Origin of the sequence: Streptomyces sp. NPDC005774 (genome assembly GCF_042871645.1) — a bacterium.
Taxonomy (GTDB): domain Bacteria; phylum Actinomycetota; class Actinomycetes; order Streptomycetales; family Streptomycetaceae; genus Streptomyces; species Streptomyces pratens.
Map to the genome: position 1 here is coordinate 110284 of NZ_JBIAIV010000017.1, position 23816 is coordinate 134099.

23 protein-coding genes and 2 pseudogenes are annotated in these 23816 nt (G+C 70.1%); 13 read left to right on the top strand and 12 right to left on the bottom strand.

From position 1 onward, the window contains the following. Window positions 1-152 precede the first annotated feature (152 nt). Complete coding sequence (locus ACFYQA_RS18080) at window positions 153-1154, top strand: ATP-binding protein (RefSeq protein ID WP_388918328.1); 1002 nt, start codon at window positions 153-155, stop codon at window positions 1152-1154. A gap of 79 nt (window positions 1155-1233) precedes the next feature. On the opposite strand, the gene ACFYQA_RS18085 is transcribed toward ACFYQA_RS18080, so the two are convergent. Together ACFYQA_RS18085 and ACFYQA_RS18090 are read right to left on the bottom strand one after the other, a co-directional pair. Then, window positions 1234-1404 (bottom strand): hypothetical protein, encoded by a 171-nt coding sequence (locus ACFYQA_RS18085; protein ID WP_388918331.1) that lies wholly within the window; start codon window positions 1402-1404, stop codon window positions 1234-1236. A gap of 216 nt (window positions 1405-1620) precedes the next feature. After that, window positions 1621-2487: a hypothetical protein gene (locus tag ACFYQA_RS18090; protein ID WP_388918334.1), complete on the bottom strand. Its 867-nt coding sequence runs from the start codon at window positions 2485-2487 to the stop codon at window positions 1621-1623. 99 nt (window positions 2488-2586) lie between these two features. Between ACFYQA_RS18090 and ACFYQA_RS18095 the strand changes: the two genes are divergently transcribed. Both ACFYQA_RS18095 and ACFYQA_RS18100 read left to right on the top strand, forming a co-directional pair. After that, a complete protein-coding gene (locus tag ACFYQA_RS18095; RefSeq protein ID WP_388918337.1) occupies window positions 2587-3156 on the top strand; it encodes a TetR/AcrR family transcriptional regulator in 570 nt (189 codons plus the stop codon). Between the two features lie 247 nt (window positions 3157-3403). After that, window positions 3404-4366, top strand: a complete 963-nt coding sequence (locus ACFYQA_RS18100; RefSeq protein WP_388918340.1) for a MerR family transcriptional regulator — start codon at window positions 3404-3406, stop codon at window positions 4364-4366. On the opposite strand, the gene ACFYQA_RS18105 is transcribed toward ACFYQA_RS18100, so the two are convergent. Further along, on the bottom strand, window positions 4291-4719 hold the full coding sequence (locus ACFYQA_RS18105; protein WP_388918343.1) for a resolvase: 429 nt from the start codon (window positions 4717-4719) through the stop codon (window positions 4291-4293). The genes ACFYQA_RS18100 and ACFYQA_RS18105 overlap by 76 nt on opposite strands. Window positions 4720-4919: 200 nt before the next feature. Here ACFYQA_RS18105 and ACFYQA_RS18110 point away from each other — a divergent pair, with 200 nt between their 5' ends. Together ACFYQA_RS18110 and ACFYQA_RS18115 are read left to right on the top strand one after the other, a co-directional pair. Beyond that, window positions 4920-5255: a hypothetical protein gene (locus tag ACFYQA_RS18110; RefSeq protein WP_388918346.1), complete on the top strand. Its 336-nt coding sequence runs from the start codon at window positions 4920-4922 to the stop codon at window positions 5253-5255. A 101-nt stretch (window positions 5256-5356) separates the two neighbouring features. Beyond that, the gene (locus ACFYQA_RS18115) at window positions 5357-6097 is read left to right on the top strand and encodes a cupin domain-containing protein (RefSeq protein ID WP_388918349.1); all 741 of its coding nucleotides are present in this window, start codon (window positions 5357-5359) and stop codon (window positions 6095-6097) included. Between the two features lie 31 nt (window positions 6098-6128). On the opposite strand, the pseudogene ACFYQA_RS18120 reads toward ACFYQA_RS18115, so the two are convergent. Continuing rightward, a pseudogene (locus ACFYQA_RS18120) lies at window positions 6129-6305 on the bottom strand (ABC transporter substrate-binding protein); the annotation flags it as partial. 245 nt (window positions 6306-6550) lie between these two features. Between ACFYQA_RS18120 and ACFYQA_RS18125 the strand changes: the two are divergent. Then, the gene (locus tag ACFYQA_RS18125; protein WP_388918352.1) at window positions 6551-10042 is read left to right on the top strand and encodes a ThuA domain-containing protein; all 3492 of its coding nucleotides are present in this window, start codon (window positions 6551-6553) and stop codon (window positions 10040-10042) included. Window positions 10043-10107: 65 nt separating this feature from the next. Further along, on the top strand, window positions 10108-10980 hold the full coding sequence (locus ACFYQA_RS18130) for a sugar phosphate isomerase/epimerase family protein (protein WP_388918356.1): 873 nt from the start codon (window positions 10108-10110) through the stop codon (window positions 10978-10980). Between the two features lie 68 nt (window positions 10981-11048). Here ACFYQA_RS18130 and ACFYQA_RS18135 read toward each other — a convergent pair whose 3' ends face one another. The 3 genes from ACFYQA_RS18135 to ACFYQA_RS18145 are packed head-to-tail and all read right to left on the bottom strand — an operon-like array spanning window position 11049 to window position 13822. Continuing rightward, window positions 11049-11894: an ABC transporter ATP-binding protein gene (locus tag ACFYQA_RS18135; RefSeq protein ID WP_388918360.1), complete on the bottom strand. Its 846-nt coding sequence runs from the start codon at window positions 11892-11894 to the stop codon at window positions 11049-11051. Continuing rightward, window positions 11891-12913: an ABC transporter substrate-binding protein gene (locus tag ACFYQA_RS18140; RefSeq protein ID WP_388918363.1), complete on the bottom strand. Its 1023-nt coding sequence runs from the start codon at window positions 12911-12913 to the stop codon at window positions 11891-11893. The genes ACFYQA_RS18135 and ACFYQA_RS18140 overlap by 4 nt, the downstream gene beginning before the upstream one ends. A 45-nt stretch (window positions 12914-12958) precedes the next feature. Continuing rightward, window positions 12959-13822: an ABC transporter permease gene (locus ACFYQA_RS18145; RefSeq protein ID WP_388918366.1), complete on the bottom strand. Its 864-nt coding sequence runs from the start codon at window positions 13820-13822 to the stop codon at window positions 12959-12961. A gap of 205 nt (window positions 13823-14027) precedes the next feature. Here ACFYQA_RS18145 and ACFYQA_RS18150 point away from each other — a divergent pair, with 205 nt between their 5' ends. Further along, on the top strand, window positions 14028-15140 hold the full coding sequence (locus ACFYQA_RS18150; RefSeq protein WP_388918438.1) for a LacI family DNA-binding transcriptional regulator: 1113 nt from the start codon (window positions 14028-14030) through the stop codon (window positions 15138-15140). A 196-nt stretch (window positions 15141-15336) separates the two neighbouring features. Here ACFYQA_RS18150 and ACFYQA_RS18155 read toward each other — a convergent pair whose 3' ends face one another. Together ACFYQA_RS18155 and ACFYQA_RS18160 are read right to left on the bottom strand one after the other, a co-directional pair. Continuing rightward, on the bottom strand, window positions 15337-16563 hold the full coding sequence (locus ACFYQA_RS18155; protein ID WP_388918369.1) for a sensor histidine kinase: 1227 nt from the start codon (window positions 16561-16563) through the stop codon (window positions 15337-15339). Beyond that, window positions 16554-17216, bottom strand: a complete 663-nt coding sequence (locus tag ACFYQA_RS18160) for a response regulator transcription factor (RefSeq protein ID WP_388918372.1) — start codon at window positions 17214-17216, stop codon at window positions 16554-16556. The genes ACFYQA_RS18155 and ACFYQA_RS18160 overlap by 10 nt, the downstream gene beginning before the upstream one ends. 149 nt (window positions 17217-17365) lie before the next feature. Here ACFYQA_RS18160 and ACFYQA_RS18165 point away from each other — a divergent pair, with 149 nt between their 5' ends. From ACFYQA_RS18165 to ACFYQA_RS18180, 4 genes and pseudogenes are all read left to right on the top strand, one after another. Continuing rightward, window positions 17366-18655 (top strand): ABC transporter permease, encoded by a 1290-nt coding sequence (locus ACFYQA_RS18165; protein ID WP_388918375.1) that lies wholly within the window; start codon window positions 17366-17368, stop codon window positions 18653-18655. A 64-nt stretch (window positions 18656-18719) separates the two neighbouring features. After that, window positions 18720-20108, top strand: coding sequence for an ABC transporter permease (locus ACFYQA_RS18170; RefSeq protein ID WP_388918378.1), 1389 nt, complete (start codon window positions 18720-18722; stop codon window positions 20106-20108). Then, on the top strand, window positions 20105-20839 hold the full coding sequence (locus tag ACFYQA_RS18175) for an ABC transporter ATP-binding protein (RefSeq protein WP_388918381.1): 735 nt from the start codon (window positions 20105-20107) through the stop codon (window positions 20837-20839). The genes ACFYQA_RS18170 and ACFYQA_RS18175 overlap by 4 nt, the downstream gene beginning before the upstream one ends. 259 nt (window positions 20840-21098) lie before the next feature. Further along, window positions 21099-21368, top strand: a pseudogene (locus ACFYQA_RS18180) (capsule biosynthesis protein CapD); the annotation flags it as partial. Here ACFYQA_RS18180 and ACFYQA_RS18185 read toward each other — a convergent pair. The 3 genes from ACFYQA_RS18185 to sigJ all read right to left on the bottom strand — a co-directional run bounded on the left by ACFYQA_RS18185 (window position 21365) and on the right by sigJ (window position 23347). Then, the gene (locus ACFYQA_RS18185) at window positions 21365-21949 is read right to left on the bottom strand and encodes a hypothetical protein (protein ID WP_388918384.1); all 585 of its coding nucleotides are present in this window, start codon (window positions 21947-21949) and stop codon (window positions 21365-21367) included. The pseudogene ACFYQA_RS18180 and the gene ACFYQA_RS18185 sit on opposite strands and share 4 nt — an antisense overlap. After that, window positions 21946-22323 (bottom strand): PadR family transcriptional regulator, encoded by a 378-nt coding sequence (locus ACFYQA_RS18190; RefSeq protein ID WP_388918387.1) that lies wholly within the window; start codon window positions 22321-22323, stop codon window positions 21946-21948. The genes ACFYQA_RS18185 and ACFYQA_RS18190 overlap by 4 nt, the downstream gene beginning before the upstream one ends. Before the next feature lie 124 nt (window positions 22324-22447). Beyond that, entirely contained in the window at window positions 22448-23347 is a 900-nt protein-coding gene (gene sigJ, locus ACFYQA_RS18195; protein WP_388918390.1) for an RNA polymerase sigma factor SigJ, read from the bottom strand. 101 nt (window positions 23348-23448) lie between these two features. Here sigJ and ACFYQA_RS18200 point away from each other — a divergent pair, with 101 nt between their 5' ends. Continuing rightward, on the top strand, window positions 23449-23811 hold the full coding sequence (locus tag ACFYQA_RS18200; RefSeq protein ID WP_388918393.1) for a hypothetical protein: 363 nt from the start codon (window positions 23449-23451) through the stop codon (window positions 23809-23811). Window positions 23812-23816: the final 5 nt, after the last annotated feature.

Below are 23816 nucleotides of genomic sequence, written 5' to 3' on the forward strand. Positions count from 1 at the left end.
GCTCCGTCAGGAGTCCAAGCCTCCAGGGTCGTTCGTCCGGGTGAAAGGCGCGATGGGGCGGGCCCGACACGCGGCGACGGATTTGACACCGTCACGACCACACCCTTAAAACCTAACGACATGACATTCATTTTCAAAACAGTGGAGTGTCGATGAGGATCGCGTTCGTCGGCAAGGGCGGCAGCGGCAAGACGACGATGTCGGCCCTCTTCTCCCGTCACCTGGCCACCGCCGGCGCCCCGGTGCTCGCCATCGACGGCGACATCAACCAGCACCTGGCCGAGGCACTCGCCCCCGCCGGGGACACCCCGGTGATGCCCCCTCCCCTGGGCCCGCGCCTGCACGACATCAAGACGTACCTGCGCGGCACCAATCCCCGCATCACCTCCACCGAGTCGATGATCAAGACAACCCCGCCCGGCCGCGGCTCACGCCTCCTGAGCCTGCTCGGCGACGACGAACTGCACGCGCGGCACGTCTCCCGGGCCGGCGGCGTCCCGCTGATGGCCACGGGCCAGTTCGACGACGGCGACCTGGGCGTGGCCTGCTACCACTCCAAGCTGGGCGCGGTGGAGCTGTACCTGGGCCACCTGATCGACGGCCCCGGCGAATACGTGGTGGTCGACATGACCGCCGGCGCCGACGCCTTCGCCTCCGGCCTGTTCACCCGCTTCGACCTGACCTTCCTGGTCGCCGAACCCACCCGCAAGGGCGTCTCCGTCTACCGCCAGTACCGGGACCACGCCCGCGAGTTCGGCATCCGCATCGCGGTCGTCGGCAACAAGGTCACCTGCGAGGACGACCTCCTCTTCCTCAAGGAACAGGTGGGCGACGACCTCCTGACCCACCTCGTGCACTCGGACTGGGTCCGGGCGGCGGAACAGGGCAGGACCCCGCCCGCAGACCCCGCTACCCCTGGCTCCCCGAACGCCTCGGACCCCCTGAGCGCACTGGAGCCCCACAACCGCCACGCCCTGACCGTCATGCGCGAGGCCGTCGACTCCCACCCCCGCGACTGGGACCGCCTCCACCGCCACGCCGTGGAGTTCCACCTGCGCAACGCCCGCTCCTGGGCCGACGCCCGCACCGGCGAGGACCTGGCCGCCCAGGTGGACCCGGAGTACGTCCCGGGACCGGCGACCCTGCTCCTCTGACAAGCCGCCGCCCCTCGGCACTACTCATCCTGGTCAGACTGTCCCCGGCCCAACTACTCAATGCCGGTCGCGTGTCCGGCTACTCGATGCCGGTCGCGTCGAGCAGCCGGACCAGGTCCTTGCGCCCGCACCCGAGCAGGCGGGCACAGTACACACCCGTGAGCAACAGATGTGTGGCGATGTGCGCCGCCCACCCGTCCCTGTCGTCGCCGAGCCACTCCTGCGACTTCTCGACTCCCAGGCTGTTCATCACCAGCTCGTGCTCGCGCCGGACTTGGGCGACGGTGCCGGTGACCGCGTCCAGCAGCGTCCTCCCCGGCCGTTCGCACTCCAGGGCAAGGGGCCCCTCGCAGTGGTTCTCACCACCTGCCCACGCAGCGCCCGTGAGCCGCTGGGCGCGGCCACCGCACCGGGCCCTTCCAGGTGTGCGATCCGCCGCGACACGATCACCGTGCGGCAGGAGGAGTCAGACCTTCCCGATGCCGAGCGTGGTCTTGCCGGGCAGCATTCCCGAGCCGAGGATCTCCAGCCAGAGCGGGCCAAGGAGCTCGGCGAGCCGCACGGTGCCCTCGGCGCCGAGTACCTGCCAGGGGGCAGCGGCCAGTTCGTCGGTGCGACGCTCGACCTCGGCGCGCAGGGCGTGGCCCGCGTCGGTCACCGCGCCGTTGGCGTCCAGCAGCCCCCGCGCGACGAGCCGTTCACGGGCGGCCGCCCACTCGGGCTCGCTCCAGCCGCGGCTTGCGAAGACCTCGGCCGGGGCCGCGCCGATCGCGGCGAAGGACACCAGCGCCTCCACGGAGTCGAGCCCCGCGGTCAGGAGGGCGGCGAGATGGCCGTCACCGCGGTGCTCGCGCAGGATCGTTGCGGCCTGCCACAGCACGAGGTGCGGCTCCTGGGGCCAGGGCAGCTCGGCATTGGCAGCAGCGAGCGGGCGGCCCTCGGTCTGCGCGGCCTCCGCCGCACGACGGGCGAGCACGGCGGCCTCGGCTAGATCGGGACTGTCCGTCCGCTCACCGATGACCGCGCGGTACGCCCGGTCGACGCCGCGCGTCCGGGCCGCAACCACCTCGTCCGGTGCGGCGACATCCCAGGCGGCGGGGATGTGCTCAGCGACCATGCGCGGGCTGAAGCTGTAGAACGCGGAGGCCACCTGACGGGATCCGGGTGCCCCGAGTGGAGCCGCCCGCAAGGCGAAGTAGCCCGGCCAGCGCTCGCCGGTGTCGTAACCGAGCGCCTTCACCTCGTCGAAGACCTCGGGAGCGTAATAGAGGACGGCGTGCAGGGGCTCCAGGAGGTGCCACATCTGCCGTACACGTCCGTTGTCGTCCCCCATGACGATCCCTCTTCCCTCGACCCGCACGTCTTGACAGTGGCTAGATTGCACTCGGCGGGCAAACTTGTCAACGCCTAGATTGCGCGTAACCTGCTGACCATGACCACCGAACGCGCCTACCACCACGGAGACCTGCGACGGGCCGTGCTCACCGCGGCCCTCGACGTCATCGCCACCGAAGGACCGGCGGCCCTGTCCCTGCGCGACCTGGCCCGCCGCGCGGGCGTCTCCCACGCCGCGCCCGCACATCACTTCAAGGACCGCGCGGGCTTGCTCACCGCCATCGCGGCCGAGGGCTACGGCCTCCTGTCCACTGCTCTCGGCGAAGCGAAGGACTTGCGTGAACTGGGAGTCCGGTACGTGCACTTCGCCACCGCGCACCCGGCGCACTTCCAGATCATGTTCCGCCCGGAGCTCCTGCGCCCGGACGACCCGGAGCTCCTCGCGGCGCGCGAGCGGACGCGGAGTCGGCTCCGTACGGCAGTGGAGGGCTACGGCAACGACCCGGTCATCAGCTTCATGGCTGCCTGGTCGATGGCCCACGGCTTCGCGACGCTGCTGCTCTCCCACAACCTGGACGGCCCGCTGGACGGGCGAGACCCCGAAGAGATTTTCCGGTCGCTGACGGGCGAGTTGTTCCTGCCGGCCGAGAACCCCGCGACAGGCTGACCCGTACTTGCACAGTCATGCCCCGGCCTGGGGAATCAATCGAACCGTGGTTGGCGCTGAGATTGATCATGGCCGGGTGGTGTCGATGAGCGCGCACATCGCCTCGGCCCGTGGCGGGCTTCGTAAGAGCAGTGAGAATGCCGAACCAGCGGGCGGCCGTGTTCGCCTGCGGGTCGTGCAGGCGTCCCCGCAGAGCGCTTGACCTTACCCTCAAGGGCAAGGTTTAGCGTTCTTCGAGGTGAGAAGCATGCGGATCGGGGAGCTGGCCCGGCGAGCGGGTGTGACGACCAAGGCGGTGCGCTATTACGAATCGCTGGGGCTGCTCGCGCCGGTGCGGTTGGCCAACGGCTACCGGGACTACGACGAGCACGACGTACGGCGCGCGCAGGAGATCCGGGCGCTGTGTCGCCTCGGCATCCCTGTCGAGGGGACACGGCCGTTTCTGGAATGCCTGGCCTTGGGGCACCGGCACGCGGACGACTGCCCGGCCGCGCTGGCCGGGTACCGGGACGCCATCGACGAGCTCACGCAGCGGATCGAGGGCCTCACCGCCCGCCGGGCGGTGCTGGTGGCGCACCTGCACAAGGCCGCTCACCGCAACAGCCGCCTCTCACCGGCTACCGAAGGAGAGGAACCGATGACCGACTACACGAGCCTGCCTGCCGACCTGCCCGTTCCCGAGGACGACGGCGCTGCTGCCCACCTGCACGGTGCGAGAATGCCGCATCTGGAACTCCATGCCACCGACGGCGCCACGGTCGGCCTTGACGCGCTGGGTGCAGGTCGCACGGTGCTCTACATCTACCCGCTGACGGGCCGCCCCGGCACCGATCTGCCCGAGGGCTGGGACTCCATCCCCGGCGCTCGTGGCTGCACCTCCGAGACGTGCGGCTTCCGCGACCACCACCAGGACCTGCTCGCGGCCGGCGCGGCCCGGGTGTACGGCCTCTCCAGCCAGGACAGCGACTACCAGCGTGAGGTCACCGAGCGGCTCCGCCTGCCGTTCCAGATGCTGTCCGACCCCGCACGGAGCCTGGCCGGGGCACTGGACCTTCCCACATTCACCACTGGCGGGCTGACGCTGTACAAGCGGCTCACGCTGATCATCAAGGACAACGTGGTCGAGCACGTTTTCTACCCGGTCTTCCCGCCGGACAAGCACGCCGACCAGGTCCTGGCCTGGCTCAGCGACAACGCCCACCGGCTTTGATACGTCGGTACGGCTGTTGGCGATGACCATGGTTCGGTCGGGGCAAGGGCGCTGACCCGGTTCTCGTACTCGCGGCGGGCCCCGCGCTGTGCCGGGACGGTCGGGGCGCCTTGGGTGCCGTCGAGGGGCCGGCAGCGGGCGAGGAACTGGCGGTGGACTGCCGGGGCGGCGCTGACGCGCAGGGTGTAGCCCTGGCCGCGCCGTACGGTTACGCCGTGGTCGAGCGCGGCCGGCTCGGCGTCGCCCATCTCGGTGGCGCGGAGGAAGCCGGCGACCTTGCCCGGCATGTCGAGGGTGCCGGGTAGCTCCGGGGCCGGGGCGTCCTCGCGGCCGGCGGTGGTGTGCTCGGGCATGAGGTCGGCGACGGCCGTGCGGACGGCGACGGCCGTGCGGACGGCGTCGCGGCTGACGCCGCGTTCGTGGGCCAGGGCGGCGATGGACCGACCGTCCAGGTACGCCGTGCGGACGGCGTCGGTCTTCCCGGTCGGGATGGCAGGGCGGCGGCCGCGCGCGGGTGGCGGGCGGTGAGGTCCATCGCGGAGAACGCGCCGTCGTGGATGCGCAGAGCGAGACGATCGCGATGGAGGACGTCGAGCACGTCGAGGATGTGCTGGGTGCCGCGCACGAGGCGGAGCTTGTCCGTGACGACCACCCGTGGGACCGCACGCTTCTTCTTCATCAGGCGGCGAAAGAAGCGCCGTTCGGCGTCCTTGGCCGTGTCCCGGCGCAGCAGGACCGCAGGCACGGACAGCAACGCCCGGGTGGTCCGGTACAGCAGCCAGATGATCACTGGTGCGGCATCCCGACCACCGCCGAGGAGTCTCGCACGCGAACTCCCACCTGCAGCGATGACTTCACGAGCCCCACAGGCGCACGCACGGGCTCTTGACCGTCTCGCCGGGAGGGCCTAGCTTCCAGGCGGAAAGCGCTTGCCGTCCTGTCGCGCCGTCGCCTCCCGGCCCGCGCCCCGGCCGACCGAAGGAGTCCCCCATGGCGAGCAGGGCCGACACATCCGTCGCGTACGACGGCCTGCCCGGCGGGATCGGCGTCTCCCGGCTGCGGGTGTACGACTGGCCAGCCGCCGACGGCCTGCGCGGCGGCACGCCCCATGTCCATCTGAGCTGTTCGGAGGGGTACGCCGTGACCGGCGGCCGGGGCACGGTGCAGACCCTGACGGCATCCGGGTTCGAGCAGACCGAGCTGACGCCGGGCGCGCTGGTGTGGTTCACACCGGGCACGATCCACCGGCTGGTCAACGAGGGAGGCCTGACCATCGTCGTGCTGATGCAGAACTGCGGTCTGCCGGAGGCGGGCGACGCGGTGCTGACGCTGCCGTCGCATCTGCTCGCCGACCTCGTCGCCTACCGTGCGGCCGCCACCCTGCCGGAGACGGGCTCCGAGGAGGAGTTGGAAGCCGCGGCCCGCCACCGCCGCGATCTGGCCCTTGAGGGTTTCGCGGCACTGCGCAAGGCGACCGAGGCCGGGGATCCGGAGCCGCTGGCGGCGTTCCACCGGGCCGCCGCGGCGCTGGTGCGGCCACTGGTCGGCCGGTGGCGCGGACGCTGGCGGGACGGGGCGGCCGCCGCGTCCGCGGCGACCGGCGCACAGCTCGACCGCCTCGAGCGCGGCGACGCGGACCATCTTGCGCAGGCGAGACTGCGGACCGAACAACCCATCGCCCGGGGCCGGTTCGGCATGTGCGGCCGCCTCGACGTGTACGACACCGGCTGAGCGACGGCGCCCCGGTCCCGGCCCGGCCGCCTCACTCCCCTGAGAGCGTCAGGAGCTTCCTGGACTCCAGGCAGTCGCGCGCCACGTCCTCCGGCAGCCGCCGCCGGCTGTCGACCTGCTCGTCGAGCCGTGCCAGGTCGGCTGCGGCGAGGACGATGTTGAGCGCGGCCGGTGCACGGGGGGCGCCCTGTCCACCCGCCTCCAGACGGAACGTGGGCATGCCCCATGCGAGCTTCTCGATCGCTCCGGGCAGACCGGGCGCGATCCTTCACACATCGTCGGCAGTGGCCATGGCGCAACCGTACGACCCGCCACCGACAGGGCCCCGACTGCCGTGCCACACCGCGCGCTTCCGACCCATTGACCCCCCGCAACGCCGGAATCTACGCTGTGCGGCGTACCCAGAAAGCGCTTTCTCAGCCTGTGGCAGGACCTACCAGCACCGGGAGCGCCATGACTGATCATCACCCCAGACGGCATGAACGGCCGAGAGCCCTTCGCACCGCGCTCTCCCCCGTCTCCGTCATCACCGCACTGCTGGCGCTGCTCCTCGGCCTCGGAGTGACCCTGTCACCCCGTGCCGAAGCAGCGCCCTACCGCGTACTCGTCTTCTCCAAGGTCACCAACTTCACCCACGACTCGATCCCCGCCGGTATCGAGGCCGTCAAGAAGCTCGGCAGCGAGAACGACTTCGAGGTCGAGGCCACCGACGACGCCTCGGCGTTCACCGACGTAAACCTCGCCCGCTTCCAGGCGGTAGTCTTCAACAACACCAACTCCACCCCGGAGAGCGGCGACCTCCTCGACGCCGCACAGCGGGCCGCACTGCAGAAGTACGTCCGGGGCGGTGGCGGATGGGTCGGCCTGCACGCCGCCTCCGCGAGCGAGCGCGACTGGGACTGGTACGAGGGCCTGGTCGGAGCGATCTTCGACAAGCATCCGGCGGTGCAGACCGGCCGGGTGAAGGTGCTCGACCGCTCGCACCCCTCCACCGAAGGCCTTCCCGAGCTCTGGGAGCGCACGGAGGAGTGGTACAACTGGCGCACCAACCCGACCGGCAAGGTGCACACGCTCGCGCAGGTCAAGGTGCGTGACGGGGTCACCGGCCTCGACGAGGGCGTCGACCAGCCGTATTCCTGGTGCCAGAACTACGACGGCGGACGCTCCTGGTTCACCGCCGGCGGCCACGCCGATTCCGCCTTCCAGGAGCCGGACTTCCTGAAGCACCTGCTGGGCGGCATCCAGTGGGCTGCGGGCGACAAGCCCGGTGACTGCACGGCCGGCAAGACCGGCGCCTTCCAGCGCACCCCGCTGGCCACCAGCGACCTCGCCGACCCGTTCGAGCTGGCCGTGGCGCCCGACCGCCGGGTCTTCTTCATCGAGCGCACCGGCAAGGTGAAGGTCATCGACCAGTCGACGCTCAAGGTCGCGACCGCGCTGGACTTCGAGTACACGCCCGAGATGACGAGTCAGTCGGACGGCCTGCTGGGACTCGCCCTCGACCCGGACTTCGGCGAGAACAACTGGCTGTACCTGTTGAACTCCGACAAGACCGAGAAACAGCTCAACGTCTCCCGCTTCACCGTCTCCGGCAGCACCATCGACCCGGCGTCCGAGAAGCGGCTGCTCACCATCCCCACCTTCCGCGGCGAGGGCCGGGCCAACTCCCACATGGCGGGCTCGCTCGCCTTCGACAAGGACGGCAGCCTGTATGTCGCCACCGGCGACAACACCGACCCGTTCGCGTCCGACGGCTTCACACCCATCGACGAGGGTGATGGCCGCCGCGCCTGGGACGCCCAGGCCACCTCGGGCAACACCAACGACCTGCGGGGCAAGATCCTTCGCATCACGCCCCAGGACGACGGCACGTACGCCGTGCCCGAGGGCAACCTCTTCGCGCCCGGCACCGAGAAGACCCGTGCCGAGATCTACGCCATGGGCATGCGCAACCCGTTCCGGATCACCACCGACCCCGTCAGCGGTGCGCTGCTGGTCGGCGACTACGGCCCCGACGCCCGTGCGGCCAGGCCCGACCGCGGGCCGGAGGGCACCGTCGAGTACACGCGGATCACGAAGGCGGGCAACTTCGGTTGGCCGTACTGCGTCGGCGACAACACCCCGTTCAACGACTACGACTTCCGGACGCAGACGTCGGGACCGAAGTTCGACTGCGCGAACCTCGTCAACGAATCGCCGAACAACACGGGTCTGACGAATCTCCCGCCGGCCCTGCCGGCCACGGTCTGGTACGCCTACTCGGCCTCCGCCGAGTTCCCCGAACTCGGCACCGGTGGCGGCGGCCCCATGGGCGGCCCGGTCTACGACCACGACCCCGCCAACACCTACCGGGGCAAGTTCCCGGCGGCGTTCGAGGGCAAGTGGTTCACCTACGAACTGACCCGCAAGTGGTTCAAGACCTTCTCCATCCAGCAGCAGGACCAGACGTTCACCGACCCACGCTTCGAGCCGGTGAAGACCGGGGACCTGCACTCCATCAACACCGTCTTCGGTGACATGACGTGGAACCAGCCCTTCGACGCCGAGTTCGGACCGGACGGCGCGATGTACGTCATCGACTTCGGACTCGGCAGCGGCACCGGCCGGGGCGGCAGCAACGAGGGCTCCGGCATCTACCGCATCGACTACGTGGCCGACAACCGGCTGCCCACGGCCCGGGCGACGGCCACCCCCGACAGCGGTTCCGTCCCGCTGACCGTCCAGTTCTCCAGCGAGGGCTCCGGACTGTCCGACGACAAGCCCGTGACGTACGCCTGGGACTTCGACGGAAACGGGACGACCGACTCGACCGAGGCGAACCCGACCCATGTGTACAAGGAGAAGGGCCGCTTCACCGCCCGGCTCACCGCCACCGGACCCGGCGACCTGCCGGGCCTCGCCGTCCAGGACATCACCGTCGGCAACACCCGGCCCGAGGTCACCGTCCAGCAGCCGCCGAACGGCGGGATGTTCAGCTTCGGCGACACCATCCCCTTCACCGTGAAGGTCAAGGACAAGGAGGACGGCAAACGGATCGACTGCTCCCGTGTCGTCGTGCAGTCGCAGCTCGGACACGACTCCCATCTCCATCCGCTGGACAACTACACCGGCTGCACGGGCGAGATCGTGACCGACGCCGGTGACAGCCACGGCCCCGGCCAGAACCTCTACTACGGCATCACCGCCCAGTACGAGGACAAGGCGGCACCTGGCGTGCCCGCCCTGACCGGGTCGGCCTCGCTGACACTGCGCACCAACTTCCGTGAGGCGGAGCACATGACATCGACCGGCGGAGCGCACGCCGGCGCGGTCGTGAGCAGCCGCACCGACGCCTCCGGCGGCAGTCGGCTCAGTGAGATCGAGCACGGCGACTGGATCAGCTTCGACCCGGTCAACCTCAAGAGCATCGACTCCGTGACCGTGGGGGCCGGTTCGGACGGCATCGGCGGGACCGTGGAGTTCCGTGCCGGATCGCCGACCGGCAAGCTGCTCGGCAAGGTGACCGTGCCGGCCACCGGCGGCTGGGGCAACGTCGTCTCCCCGACGACCGCACTGGCCGATCTCGGCGGCACGACCAAGCTGTACGCGGTCTTCACCAACCCGGAGTGGACCGCGGACAAGGCCGACCTGTTCGCCGTGGACTGGTTGCACTTCAACGGGCCCGGCGTGGAGAAGCACCAAGGCGCCAAGGTGACCGTCAAGGCCAGGCCGGCCACCGGGAAGGCACCGCTCGCCGTCCAGCTGTCCGGCGGTGTCCGTCTGCCCGACGGCCGTACCGCCGCCTCGTACCACTGGGACTTCGGCGACAACGCCCGGCCCGCGGGCGAGGAGACCGCGAAGGCCACCCACACCTATGCCCGCCCGGGCACGTACACCGCCCGGCTCACGGTCACCGACGACAAGGGTGACACGACCACCGGCTCCGTCCGGATCAACGTCGGCTGATGTGAAGGAGATCCGGTTGACTTCCTCCCCCTCCTGAAGGCGGGAGTTTCCACGAAAGGACTCAGATGAACGGCACCAGACGCGCATTCCTCGGCGTCGCCACCGCAGGCATGGCACTCACCGCTGCCGGTCCCGTCGCCCACGCCGCCGAGGCGAACGGCACGGCCGCACAGCGCCGCCGCCGCATCCCGCTCTCCGGGATCGGCATGCACCTCTACACCATGCGCTCCGCGCTGGCGGCGGACTTCAAGGGGACCCTCGCGCGGCTCGAGGAGATCGGCTACGCGACGGTCGGCGTGAGCGGCCGGCACGGCAACAGCGCGGCCGCGATCCGCTCCATGCTCGACGAGACACATCTGCGGGCGGTCCTGGAGCACGTCGATTACAACACCGTACGGGGCAGCGGACTGCCGCAGGCCCTCGACGACATCCGGACCCTGGGCGCCCGGTGGATCGTCGTGCCCAGCCTGCCGGCGGCGATGCACACACCGGCCGGATTCCGGGAGGCGGCCAGGGAGTTCAACAAGGCGGGGCTCGCGGCCCGCAAGGCGGGGCTCGGCCCGCTGCTGTTCCACAACCACGGCGCCGACCACCAGGTGGTCGACGGCGAGAACCTGTACGACATCCTGCTGCGCGAGACGGACCCCCATCTGGTCGGCTTCGAGCTGGACGTCTACTGGGCGGCCAAGGGCGGCGGCAGCGACCCGCAGGACCTGTTCGTGGAGTACCGCCGCCGCTTCCCGGCACTGCACGTCAAGGACATGGCCGCGGACGGCTCGATCGCCGACGTCGGGTCCGGGGTGCTGGACTTCGCGGCGATGTTCGACACGGCGCACAGCGGTGGTGTGAAGCAGTGGCTGGTGGAGCACGACGCACCGGCCGACCCGTTCGCCACCGCACAGAACAGCTACACGTACCTGGCGAACCTGAGGTACTGACCGGCCCGTACGAAGGAGCCCCGCACCACCCCTGGGGTGGTGCGGGGCTCCTTCGCTCCCCGGAAAGCTCAGTCCGCCGCGGAGACCGCGCCGAGCAGGCCGCGGATGTGGGTGGTGGCCTCCCGGAACTCGGGCCGTCCCATCGTCTCCGTGTAGTCGCGTTCCGGGGGCAGGCCCACGTCGATGATCTCGGTGATGGTGCCGGGCCTGGGACTCATCACCACCACCCGGTCGGCGAGGTAGCAGGCCTCGGAGATGGAGTGGGTGACCAGGAGCACTGTGGTGCCGGTCTCCCGCCAGATGCGGTTGAGTTCGGTGTTCATCTGCTCGCGGGTGAGCGCGTCGAGCGCGCCGAACGGCTCGTCCATCAGCAGGACGGGCGGCTCGTGCAGCAGGGCGCGGCACAGGGCGACGCGCTGCTGCATACCTCCGGACAGCTCGTGCGGCAGCGCGTCCTCGAAGCCGCTCAGGCCGGTCATCGCGATGAGTTCGTCGGCGCGCCGGCGCCCCAGCTCCGCCGGCATCTTCCGCATCTCCGCCTGCAGCAGGATGTTGCGGCGCGCCGAACGCCACTCCAGCAGGGCCGCGCGCTGGAAGACGTAGCCGATGTCGTGGCGCGCCCCCCGCACCCGCTCGCCATTCAGCAGCACATCGCCCGCGGACGGCTTCAGAAGCCCGGCGACCAGCTTGAGCAGCGTCGACTTGCCGCATCCGGACGGGCCGACGATCGCGACGAACTGCCCCATGGGCACCTCGAGATCGATGTCGGTCAACGCGGTCACGTCACGGTTCTTGGTGCGGAAGCGGACGGCGACGTCCTTGATGCCGACCGCCGCTGTGCTGCCGGGCCCGCTGCTCTGACCGTCCTTCGTCACTTCCGGCTCCCGCACGGTGGTGTTTCTGGGCATCGTCATCCCTTCATCGCGGTGGCGCTGTCCCAGTACTCGGCCACGGCCTTGGGGCTGCTCACCAGTCCGGCCTCGGCGAAGACGTCGATGGTCTGCTGCCAGTCGGCCTCGATGTTGACGCCCGGCGCCTTGCCCTGCGTCGACTCGGTGTGCAGGAGGGTGAGCGTCGTGGCGAACTGCTCGGACAGGACCTCCTTCGGCGGGAGCTGCTCACTCGCGCCCTCCATCGAGGCGACGGCCGGCTCCGGTGCCTTCTCCGCGGCAGCGAAGGATTCGCTGACCGCCTTCGCCATGCGCTGGGCGAGATCCTTCTTGCCGGCGAGGACCTTCTGGCCGGCGATGAGGCCGTTGGAGTAGAAGTTCAGCCCGTTCTCGGAGAAGCGCAGGTACGAGACCGGCTTCTTGGCCTTGTTCTGCATGGTGGGCCCCTGGTCGCTGGCGTAACCGAGCAGTCCGTCGGTCTTGCCGGAGATCACGGCGGCGATCTTGCCGGCCGGGTCCGTGTTCTGAACCTTCACGTCGGACTCGGCGAGGCCGTTCTTCTTCAGGAAGATGGGGAACGTCTTGGAGAGCGCGTCGCCGGCGGTGCCCGCGATGGTCCTGCCCTTGAGGTCGGCGGGGCTGTCGATGCCCTGCGACTCGAAGAACTGCACCGCCGCCGGAGTGGTCTGCAGGAAGACGCCGAGGCTCTTGACCTTGACGCCCGCGTCGACACCGGACAGGACGGCGGGCGTGTCGGCCCAGCCGAAGTCGGTCTGTCCGGCACCGGTGGCCTGCACCGTCTTCTGGGAGCCCTGGCCGGCGCGGATCTCGAGGTCGATGCCGTGATTCTCGAAGATCTTCTGCTGCTTGCCGTGGTAGAACGGCGCGTGTTCGCCGTACGGGTACCAGTTGAGCGTCAGCGTCACCTTGTCCAGCTCCTCACCGGAGGAGCTGGACGATGTGTCCGAGCCTTCCTCCCCGCAGGCCGTGGCGACCAGAAGCAGCGGTACGAGGCCGGTCAGAAGCAGTCTGCGCGCAGTCATGGCTGATCCTTCTCGTGAGCTCGGGGCAGGTGGCCGGTCATCAGGTCAGTACATGGTGGTGACGCCGGTCTCGCGGCGGCCGGCGTGCCAGGGGAGCAGCAACTTCTCGGCGATCTCGACGAGGACGAAGAGGACGACGCCGATCAGGGACATCACCAGCAGGCCGGCGAAGAGCATCGGGGTGTCGAGGTTGCCGTTGGCCTGGAGGATCACATAGCCGAGCCCCTCGTTGGCGCCGACGAACTCGCCGACGACCGCGCCTGTCACGGCGAGCGTCACCGCGACCTTGAGGCCGGAGAACAGATGGGGCAGCGAGGCGGGCATGCGGATCTTGACAAAGGTCTGCCAGGGGCTCGCGCCCATGGTCGAGGAGAGCTGGAGCATCTCCGGGTCGACCGCCTTGAGTCCCGTCACCATGGAGATGACGACGGGGAAGAAGGCGATCAGCACCGCGATGAGGATCTTCGGTGCGATGCCGAAGCCCAGCCACACGACGAACAGCGGGGCGATGGCGATCTTCGGCACGACCTGGGCGAACAGCAGGATCGGGTAGAGGGTCTTCTCGACGGTGGCCGAGTAGACCATCACCACGGCGGCGAACACCCCGAAGACGACGGCGATCAGGAAGCCGAGGAGCGTCTCGTAGGTGGTCACCCACGTGTGCTGCCAGATGTAGTCGGCCTTCCCGGCCAGCACGTCGAGCGTCGCGCCGGGCGAGGGGACGAGGTAGGGCTCGACCAGTTCGGCGGCGGCGATCACCCACCAGGCGGCGAAGCACGCGAGCAGCAGGGCGGCGGGGCGCCAGCTCTGCTCGAGCAGCCGCGACGTCCGCTCCCCCGCGCTCGGGCTGTTCCGCCTGTCGACTCCCGCCACCTGCGCGGGTGGTGCTTTGATGGCACTCTGACTCACGGTCAACTCCTGGGTCTCCGGAGCGGTCGGGAAGAGCCGTCCGGACCGGCCGGGTCCATCGGTCTCTCCGCTTCTGCGAGAAAACGCTTTCAGAAAGCGCTTTCTGATACAGTGCGGCCACGCTAATGAGTGCCGGTCCGCACGGTCAATAGGTCGTCCCGAAGTTTCGGGAGGTCAAGTGAGTGAACGGGAACCACAGGCTCATGTGACGCTGGACGCCGTCGCCCGCAGAGCGGGCGTGTCCCTCGCAACGGCGTCACGAGCCCTGAACGGCACCACCCGGGTCCGTGAGGACCTGCGCAGCCGGGTACGCGCGGCCGCCGACCAGCTGGGCTACATCCCCAACGCCCATGCCCAGGCACTCGCCGGCGCGTCGAACAACACCGTGGGCCTGATCTGCCACGACGTGGGCGACCCCTACTTCGCCGCGATCGCCGCCGGTGTGATGCGCGCGGCCGCGGAGAAGGACCTGCTGGTGATGCTGGCCAGCACCTTCCGCGAACCGGCCCGCGAGATCGCATACGTGTCCACACTGCGCGCCCAGCGGGCCCGCGCCATCCTGCTGATCGGCTCCGGCTTCCAGGACCGGACCTGGGAACGGGCGCTCGCCGCGGAACTCGAGCCGTACGTGCGCGCGGGCGGACGCGTCGCGGTCGTCAGCCGGCACCGCAGCCTGCGGGTCGACGCCGTGCTGCCGGAGAACCGGGGCGGCGCCTCGGCCCTGGCCCGGGCGCTGCTCGACCTGGGGCACCGGGAGTTCGCGGTACTCACCGGACCGCCCTCGCTGACCACGGTCTCCGACCGGCTCACCGGCTTCCGGGACGAACTGGCGCGGGCCGGTGTCACCCTGGCGCCCGAGCGGATCGTGCCCGGACCCTTCACCCGCGAAGGCGGGTACACGGCGGCACGAGCGCTGCTCGCCCGCGGCGAACGGCCCACCTGCGTCTTCGCGGTGACCGACGTGATGGCCATGGGCGCGCTCGCCGCCTTCCGGGAACAGGGCGTACGTGTGCCGGAGGACATCTCGCTGGCCGGCTTCGACGACATCCCCCTCATGCGGGAACTCTCACCGCCGCTCACGACGGTCGCCCTCCCACTCACCGCCATGGGGCAGGAGGTGATGACACTCGCCCTGCGCGAGCCGCGCGGGCTCCGGTCACGGGTGCTGAGGATGGGCGGTGAGGTCGTCCTGCGCGCCAGCGTCGCTTCCCCACCGCCACGGCCGGCCAGGGCCGACGGGGCGCGCACTGACACCGCGGGTGCCGAATCGTCGTCCGGCCCGTTCAGCGGCATGACCAGTGAGGAAGCTCCATCGTGATTCGCGCAGGTCACCGGCCCTGGCGTGACGAGTCGTCGGGGTGCTCGCGCAGTGCATCGGCCGACAGCGTGAAGGGGGCTGCGTGCCACGCACAAGAAGATCGCCGACAAGCTGGGCGTGGAGCGGTTCATGGCCAAGCGGGCCTTGACCCAAGGCCCCCACCCGACAACGTGACAGCGCCGGCATGCGTCGTGCGTCATGGGAAGCGGACGGTGACGGTGAGGCCGCCCGGCCGGCCGGGTTCGGCCGTCGCCTCGGTTCCGTGGGCCTCGGCGATGGAGCGGACGATGGCGAGGCCGAGCCCGTGGCCGGTGGTGCCGACGCGGTCCTGGGTGAGGCGGCGGAAGGGCTCGAAGAGGTCCGGTATCCGGTCGGCGGGCACGGGGGGCCCGGTGTTGGTCACGGTCAGCGTGTGCTCTTCGAGCCGTATACGGACCCGGCCGCCGGGGTGGTTGTACTGAATGGCGTTGCGGATGAGGTTGGTCAGCAGGTGGCGCAGCAGCAGCGGATCTCCCAGGACGGCCAGCGGCCGGTCCGACGTCACGGCAACGTCCACTCGGCCTTCCTCGGCCTGCGGGGCGAGTTCGGCCGCCACGAGCCGGGCCGCGGCCGACAGGTCCACGGTCTCGGTCTCCTCCAGGCCGCGGTCGCTGCGGGCGAGCAGCAGCAGTGCGGTGATCAGCTGTTCGGCCTCGCGGTTGGCGGCGAGGAGGTCCTCGCGCACTTCGGCGAGGCCGTCGGGGAGGGGGTCGGCGAGGCCGACCTCCAGGCTGGTGCGCTGGACCGCGAGGGGTGTCCTGAGTTCGTGGGAGGCGTTGGCGACGAAGCGTCGCTGGCTCTCGAACGATTTCTCCAGCCGGTCGAGCATGGTGTCGAAGGTGTCGGCGAGGCGGTGGAGTTCGTCGTCGGGGCCGGTGAGCGCCAGCCTCTGGTGCAGGTTGTGCTCGCTGATCCGGCGGGTGGTCTCCGTCATCGCGGCGACCGGCCGGAGCGCCCGCCCGGCCAGCCACCGGCCGAGCAGTGCGGCCAGCAGTGTCATGACGAGCAGTCCGACGGCCGACCAGAGGAGCATCTGTCGCAGGGCGGTGTCCTGCACAGCCTGTACGGTCTGGTCGATCTGGCGGACGAAGGCGACGCCGTCGCCGGTCGTGCCCGGCGGCGGAAGAGTTACCTGGGGGTCCGTGGGTTGCGCGTACCCGCTGGAGAACTCGCCGGAGAAATCGCCGGAGAGCTCGCTGCCGCTCGGCGCATCGATCTTGGTGATCTCGATCGCTTCGACCTGCCGGGCCGTCCCGTAGCGCGCGAGCAGCACCACGAAGGTCAGCAGCGCCGCGCCCGTCAGCAGGAAGAGCGCGGAGAAGGCCAGGGCCAGCCGGGCACGGAACGGCATGCCCCGCAGCAGCGTCCGCGGGTTCAGTCGCACAGCCGGTATCCCTGCCCCTTGTCCGCGGTGATGAGGCCGGGGTCGCCCAGCTTGCGGCGCAGCCGGCTGACGGCGACCCTCACCGCGTTGGTGCGCGGGTCGAGGTTCTCGTCCCAGACGGTGCGCACGAGTTCGCCGTACGGCACCGCCGCCCCTCGTGCCTCCATCAGCAGGTGCAGGACCGCGAACTCCTTGGGTGTCAGTTCCAGGGGCCGGCCGTCCACGGACACCTCGTGCCGCGCCCGGTCCAGGGTGATGCCCTCATGTCGTAGCGCCACCCGTGGCGACTTGGGCGTGCGGCGGCTGAGCGTCCGTATCCGGGCGACCAGCTCGGCGAAGTCGAAGGGCTTGGTCAGGTAGTCGTCGGCGCCGAGAGCGGTGAGTCCGTAGACCTTGTCCGTGATCTCGCCGGCCGCGGTCAGCATCAGGATCCGCGGCGGGTCGGTGAGTTCGCGCAGCCGTCGGCACACCTCGTCGCCGGTCATGACCGGCAGGTCGCGGTCGAGGATCAGCACGTCGTAGTCGGTGAGCAGGCACATCCGCTCGGCCTCGTCCCCGGAGACCGCGAGGTCGACGGCCATCGCCTGCCGGCGCAACCCGGTGGCGATCGTACGGGCGAGAACGCGATGGTCCTCGGCCAACAGAACTCTCATGGGCCCCATGAAACCCGGCACGGCATTGCAGGGGGATAAGGAGAGCGGAGCGGCATGTTCCCGACTCCCGGCCGTCGCGGGGACCGCGTCCTTACGCCGCTGTAACGCGCTTATCCCGCTGCAAAGGGCGCCCTGCTTCTGTTGCGGCCATGAACTTCGTCAAGCGCGCGGGGATGAGCCTGCGTGCCAGGAAAGCCAGGACCGCCGCTCTGCTGGGGATCTTCGTCGTCATCTGCGTCCTGCTGCTGGGCGGCTTCCTGCTGCAGGGCGCCGCCGCCCGCCAGGAGGCGGAGGCGCAGCGGACCATCGGCGTCGATGTGACGCTGAAGGGCAAGGGCCTCACTCCGGCGCTGGCGGACCGGCTCGGTGCGTCCCCGCAGGTGCATCGGTACAACCCGCGGCTCCCGCTCGAGGCCGGGGCCCGCGGCATCGAGCCGCTGGAGTCCGACGCCCCGGGGCCGGGCGGCAACCGCGCCGGGGCAAAGACACCGCCTCCCAGGACACCGCCTTCCCTGGCGCTGAACGGCGTGCGTGACTCGGGCCTGCTGCTGCCTTTCTCCTACGGCTCGAACAAGATCACGGCGGGGCGCGGGATCACCCCCGAGGACGCCGGGCGCGGGGTCGCCGTGGTGGAGCGACGGCTGGCCGAGAAGAACGGGCTCAAGGTCGGCGACACCCTCCGCGCGCGGTCGGCCGACGGAAAGCGCACCGTGCCGCTCACGGTCGTCGGGATCTACCGGGACTCGACGCAGGACCCGTCGAGGTGGGTGCCACCGCACCAGCTGCCCGGCAACGTGCTCTACGTACCGGTCCGCACGGTTCAGCGGTTGAGCCCCGGCACGGCGGACCTCGCCGAAGCGGTCTTCAGGATCGGCTCCCCGGAACAGGCCGAGCAGTTGCACGCCGAGGCCCAACGTCTCCTCGGCGGTGGGTCGTTCGACTTCCGCGTCAACGACAAGGCGTACAGGGACCAGGTCCGTCCGATCCAGCGGGCCGGTACCTTCGCCGGGCTGATCGTCCGGCTCACCGCCGTGGCCGGTGCGCTGATTCTCGGGCTCATCGTGATGCTGCAGATCCGGGAGCGCCGCGACGAGCTCGGGGTGCTTCTGTCGCTGGGCGAGAAGAAGTGGAAGCTCATCGGCCAGCACGCCGTGGAAGTGGCCGCGGTCGGCCTGCCGGCGGTGGCCGTCGCCGCCCTGGCCGGTCAGGTCGCCGTCCAGCAGGCGGGCGACGCGTTGCTCGCCCGCCAAGCCCCCGCCCCCTCCTCGAGGACCGGCTCCCCGGACACGTCGGCCGACTCGCCCAAGATGCGCGTCGAGCCCTCCGACCTCGGCAAGGTCGCCGGCATCGGCCTCGGCATCTCCCTGGTCTCCACCGTCGTCCCCGGCATCGGGATTCTCCGCCTCCACCCCCGCTCCCTCCTCACCGACAGCGAATAAGCACCGCACCACTACAGAACGACCGCCACAGAACGACCGATACGGAACGAGAGAGCCGACCGATATGAACTTCGTCAAACGGGCAGGGCTCAGCCTGTGGTCCCGCAGGGGCAGGACCCTGATCACCTTGTGCACCTTCCTCGTCATCTCCGTGATGGTGCTGGCCGGCGTAATGATCAGGGACGCGACCGCCCAGGCCAAGAACGAGGCCAAGCGCTCCGTGGGTGCCGAGGTCAACCTGGAGATGGACCTGGAAAACCTGGGCGCCGGCGGTGCCCTCGTGGCCCCTCAGATCAGCGCCACGGCGGTGGACGAGCTGGGCGCCTCCCCGCTGGTCCGGAAGTACACCTACTCCATGTTCGACCGGGGCGTCGTCAAGGGCGGCACCGAGCTGGTGACCGAGGGCGTGGACGCCGCGGCCTCGGGCATGGGGCCCGGTGGCACCCCCACCGTCGGAGTCCTCGACTCCGCGCTGCTGCCCGACTTCCGCAGCGGCAACTTCGAGCTCCTGTCCGGAGCGCACCTCACCGCCGCCGGCAAAAACAAGCACCTGCTGCTGGTCGAGGAGCGGCTGGCCCAGAAGAACGGCCTCAAGACCGGCGACAAGATCACCCTGGGCGCGAACGAGGGCAAGGCCACGGCGGATTTCACGATCGCCGGTATCTACCGGGACCCGCGCCCCAGTTCCGAGCCCGAGCCGGAGCACCTCGTCAACCCGGCCAACATGCTGTACGCGTCCGTGGGCGGGTTCGCCGGGCTCAACGCTCCCGCTGACGGGTCCCTGCAGGTCAGGAAGGCGACCTTCCTCCTCTCCGACGCCGACGACCTGGGGAGGTTCAAGGAGGAGGCCGAACGGATCGCGGGTTCCGCGCTCGACGGGTTCGCACTGGACGCGAACGACAAGGCGATCCGGCAGATGACGGGCCCTCTGGACAGCATCAGTTCCACGGCCGCCGTCGCGATGTGGCTGATCGGCGTCGCGGGCGCCGCCGTCCTCGCCCTCCTCGTCAACCTCGCGGTCAAACAGCGCCGCAAGGAGTACGGCGTACTGCTGGCCATGGGCGAGAAGAAGGGGAAGCTCATCGCCCAGCAGGCGCTGGAAATCGTCGCGGTCGCGGCCCTCGCCATCGGCCTGAGCTCCCTGTTCACCCAGAGCCTGACCCAGAGCGCGAGCCGGTCGCTGCTCGGCCGAGAAGCCGCCGCGGCCCGGCACAAGCTCGACTCCTGGCAGCCCCCGGCTCCCGGCAGCACCGGCATCGACCAGGGCATCGACCCGAACGACAAGCCGGTGGAGAACGCCGACCCCATCGACAGCATCGACGTACGCCTCGACCCGGCGGCCCTGGCCACCGTGGGCGGCGTCGGCCTCGGCCTGGGCCTGCTGGCCACGGCCGTCCCGGCCGCCTCCGTACTGCGGCTCACCCCCCGCACCATCCTCACGAAGGGCAAGTGACAGCCACCATGACCGGCGCCACCGAAACCGGCACCACCGAAACCCCGCCCGTCCTCCGCCTCGACGGCGTCAGCCACACCTACGCCGACCAGCGCCGCAGGACCACCGTGCTCAAGAGCATCGACTACAGCTTCCGGCGCGGCACCTTCTACACCGTCCTGGGGCCCTCGGGCAGCGGCAAGACCACCCTGCTCAGCCTCGCCAGCGGCCTCGACGCACCCACCCGGGGCACCATCAGCTTCCGCGGCCAGGACCTGACGAAGCTCGGCCTCGGCCGCTACCGCAACAAGCACGCCGCCACGATCTTCCAGCACTACAACCTGCTCACCTACATGACCGCCCTCCAGAACGTCACCACCGCCATGGAGATCACCGGCGTGAAGCCGGACCACGGCGGCCGCAGGGCCCACGCCCTGCACCTCCTGGAACGGCTCGGCCTGGACAAGGACATGGCCACGCGCAACGTCATGCGGCTCTCCGGCGGCCAGCAGCAACGTGTCGCCATCGCCCGCGCCCTGGCCTGCGACGTCGACATCCTCTTCGCCGACGAACCCACCGGAAACCTCGACGAGGACACCGCCCAGGGCATCATCGACACCTTCCGCGAACTGGCCCACGAACAGGACAAGTGCGTAGTGGTCGTCACCCACTCCCAGCGACTGGCGGCACAGTCCGACCGCGTCCTCACCCTGCGCAAGGGCAAGCTGACGGACGAGGTGAGACCACGCTGACCACACACCCACCCGGGACCGGCCGCGGACGGGGCCGACGAGGCAGGCCAAGGCGACGTCCGTATCGACCTCACCCGCGATGGGGAGTGGATCGGCGAGCGGTGTCCTGCGGCTTCGCGTCCAGGGCGGAGGAGGGAGTGAGGGCGGGAGCCATCGCGACCGACGACAACGCCGGAGGCGAAGCCGCAGGGTGTCGGGAGCCCGCTCGCTGTCGCGGGTGAGGTCGTAAGGGATCGGCGCTTCGACAGCCGGTGATGAGACAGCCCGGCAGCAGGTCGAGGCCATCGCGGCAGCACTCGGGCGGGAGGTGCCCTTCATCGAGATCAGCCGGCGGGAAGCTCGCGCTCGGACGGCCGCGGTCTTCGGGGAGGAGGCGGCGGATGCGGTGCTCGACGTCACGGGCGGAGACGTCAATGCCGAGCTGCTGGCAGTGCGCGACACGGTTTCACAGGTCACCGGTTCCCCGGCCCTGCCACTGCGGTGGCCCTCGTCATCTGGCTCCGTACATGATCGGACGGGCAGGTTCTAGTCGACACCGGGCGCGGGGCTCTTCCTGCCCCGCGCATCGGCGACGACGTACGGCAGTCCGGGAAGGAGCAGCGCCAGGGCCGCCCACAGTGGCAATGTGAACAGCGTCCCTTCGACGCCCAGCCACAGGGAGAGCAGCACTGCGGCCGAGCCGGCGACAAGGGCGACCGCCAGGCTCCCGCCGAGCCCCAGGCTGCCGCGCCGCAGCTCCCAGGCGACCGTGACCGCTGCGACGACGGCCCAGAAGGCGACATCGTCAACGCTCACGACCCGTTCGGTGGTCCACCGGACCAGACACGTGGCCAGGATCAGCGAACCGATCACGAAGCAGACCATCGCCGCTGTGCGCAACAGCCGGTGGGCGAACGGAGCGCGGGCCCGCGCCCAGGACGCGGCGAACTTCTTGACGTCGTCGCCCACGACGTCCTGGGGCGTGCGGCCCGCGGCCACCGCGTCCTCCAGGTGAGCGGAGAGCTCGTCGAGCATCTCCCGGACGGATCTGTCGTCGATGCCCCGGTACTCCCAGTTGCTGCGGCAGACCGCGAGTACCTGCTGGTTCGTCATGGTGCGCCGGTCCGTCATGGTGCGCTTCCCCCCGTGGGTCCGGTGTCGGTCAGGATCCGCCCCACACGCCCGCTGAAGGCGTGCCACACGGCCCGGCCGCTCGCCAGTTCGGCACGTCCCGCTTCGGTCAGGCGGTAGTACTTGCGTGGGGCGCCACCGCTGGCCGACGGGGCGCGGTACGAGGAGACGAGCCTCTCCCGCTCCAGCCGGGCGAGCAGCGGATAGATACTGCCTTCACTCACGAGATCGAGCCCGTTGTCGGCGAGTGCCTCCACGAACTCGAAGCCGTAGCACGGCCGTTCGGCGATCAGCGACAGCAGGCACAGATCGAGCACTCCGCGCAGCAGCTGACTACGACGCTGGTCACCGGTAGCGGGCAGCCCCTTTGTCATGCGGTACAAGATAGTCAGCCATTGCCATGCGCCGCAAGATACTTGCGGCGCACGACAATGAGTGGCTCCAGCGGTGCGGGTACTCGCGACAGGTCCGACTCCAGCATGGCCGGCCGGACAAGTCCTAGCCGGCCCGCACCCACGGCCGCAGCTTCTCCGGATTGCGGACCGCCCAGATCCGGGTGACGCGGCCGTCGGCGACATCGAACGAGGCTACGGTCATGATGGCGCCGGCACGTCGGGCCACCAGGCCCGGCACACCGTTGACCGACCGCTCCAGGAGTTCGAGCCCCGGAGCCTTGTCGGCGATGGCGACCATGTACTGGGCGATGCGCGCACCGCCTTCGATCGGGCGCAGGACGGTACCGGCCATGCCGCCGCCGTCGGCGGTCATCACGGCGGCCGGGTCGAGGAGGTCGACAAGCGCCGCGATGTCCTTGGTCTCCCATGCCTCTTTGACATGCCGCACCACATCGGCCTGCCCGGCCGCCGTCACCGGAGCCCGCGCGACGCGCACCCGCCGCCGGGCGGAGGCCGCGAGCTGCTTGCAGGCCGCAGGAGTCCGGCCGAGGATGTCGGCGATCTCGGCGAAGGGGTACCGGAAGACGTCGTGCAGGACGAACGCCACCCGCTCGGCGGGTGTCATCGACTCCAGGACGACGAGGAAGGCCATGGTCACCGATTCGTCCAGAACCATCTGGTCGGCGAGGTCGGTGCCATGGCCGTGGTTCCACTCGGCGTGGTCGGGCAGCGGATCGGGCAACCACGCGCCGACATAGCGTTCACGCCGGGCCCGCGCCGAGCCGAGCACGTCCAGGCAGATGCGGCCGGTCACCGTCGTCAGCCAGGCGCCGGGGGATGCAATCTCGTCCCGCCGGCTGCGTGGCAGTGCGTACCAGCGCGCGTAGGCCTCCTGTACGGCGTCCTCGGACTCGGCCAGTGAACCGAGTAATCGGTAGGAGACATTGATCAGTTGGCGCCGCTCACCGGCTGTCCCATCGGTGCTCGTCCCCACCGCCCCCATGCTCCCGGCCGCCCTTCGCCTTACCTTTCACAGCCCTGCGTCGTCGGATCGGTAAGACCTTATCGATCTACTGCCCCCCGGGCGGAAAAGGGGACCGTGGCATGGCGACCCAGGCGACGGCACAGCGACGCTTCTCGTTCCTGCAGATCGCGATCACCCTGCAGACCCTGACCATCTTCCTTCAAGCCGTTTCCGCCGGGCTGCTGCTGACCTCGGCCTACGGAGAGACGCTGCACAGCGTCGGAGCCCGCGTGATGTACGGGGCGTCGATGCTGTATCTGCTCGCGGCGGTGCTGGCGTGGAAGCCGGGCGGCGGCTCGCCCCGGCCCGTCTGGCACGCGTCCGGCTTCCTTGTCCTCGCCTCGGTCCAGGTCGTGCTCGGTATCGCGCACGTACCTTCGGTCCATCTCCCCCTGGGCGTACTGATGTTCGGACTGAGCGTGCTGGCGCTGGCGCGGCGCTGAAGTCC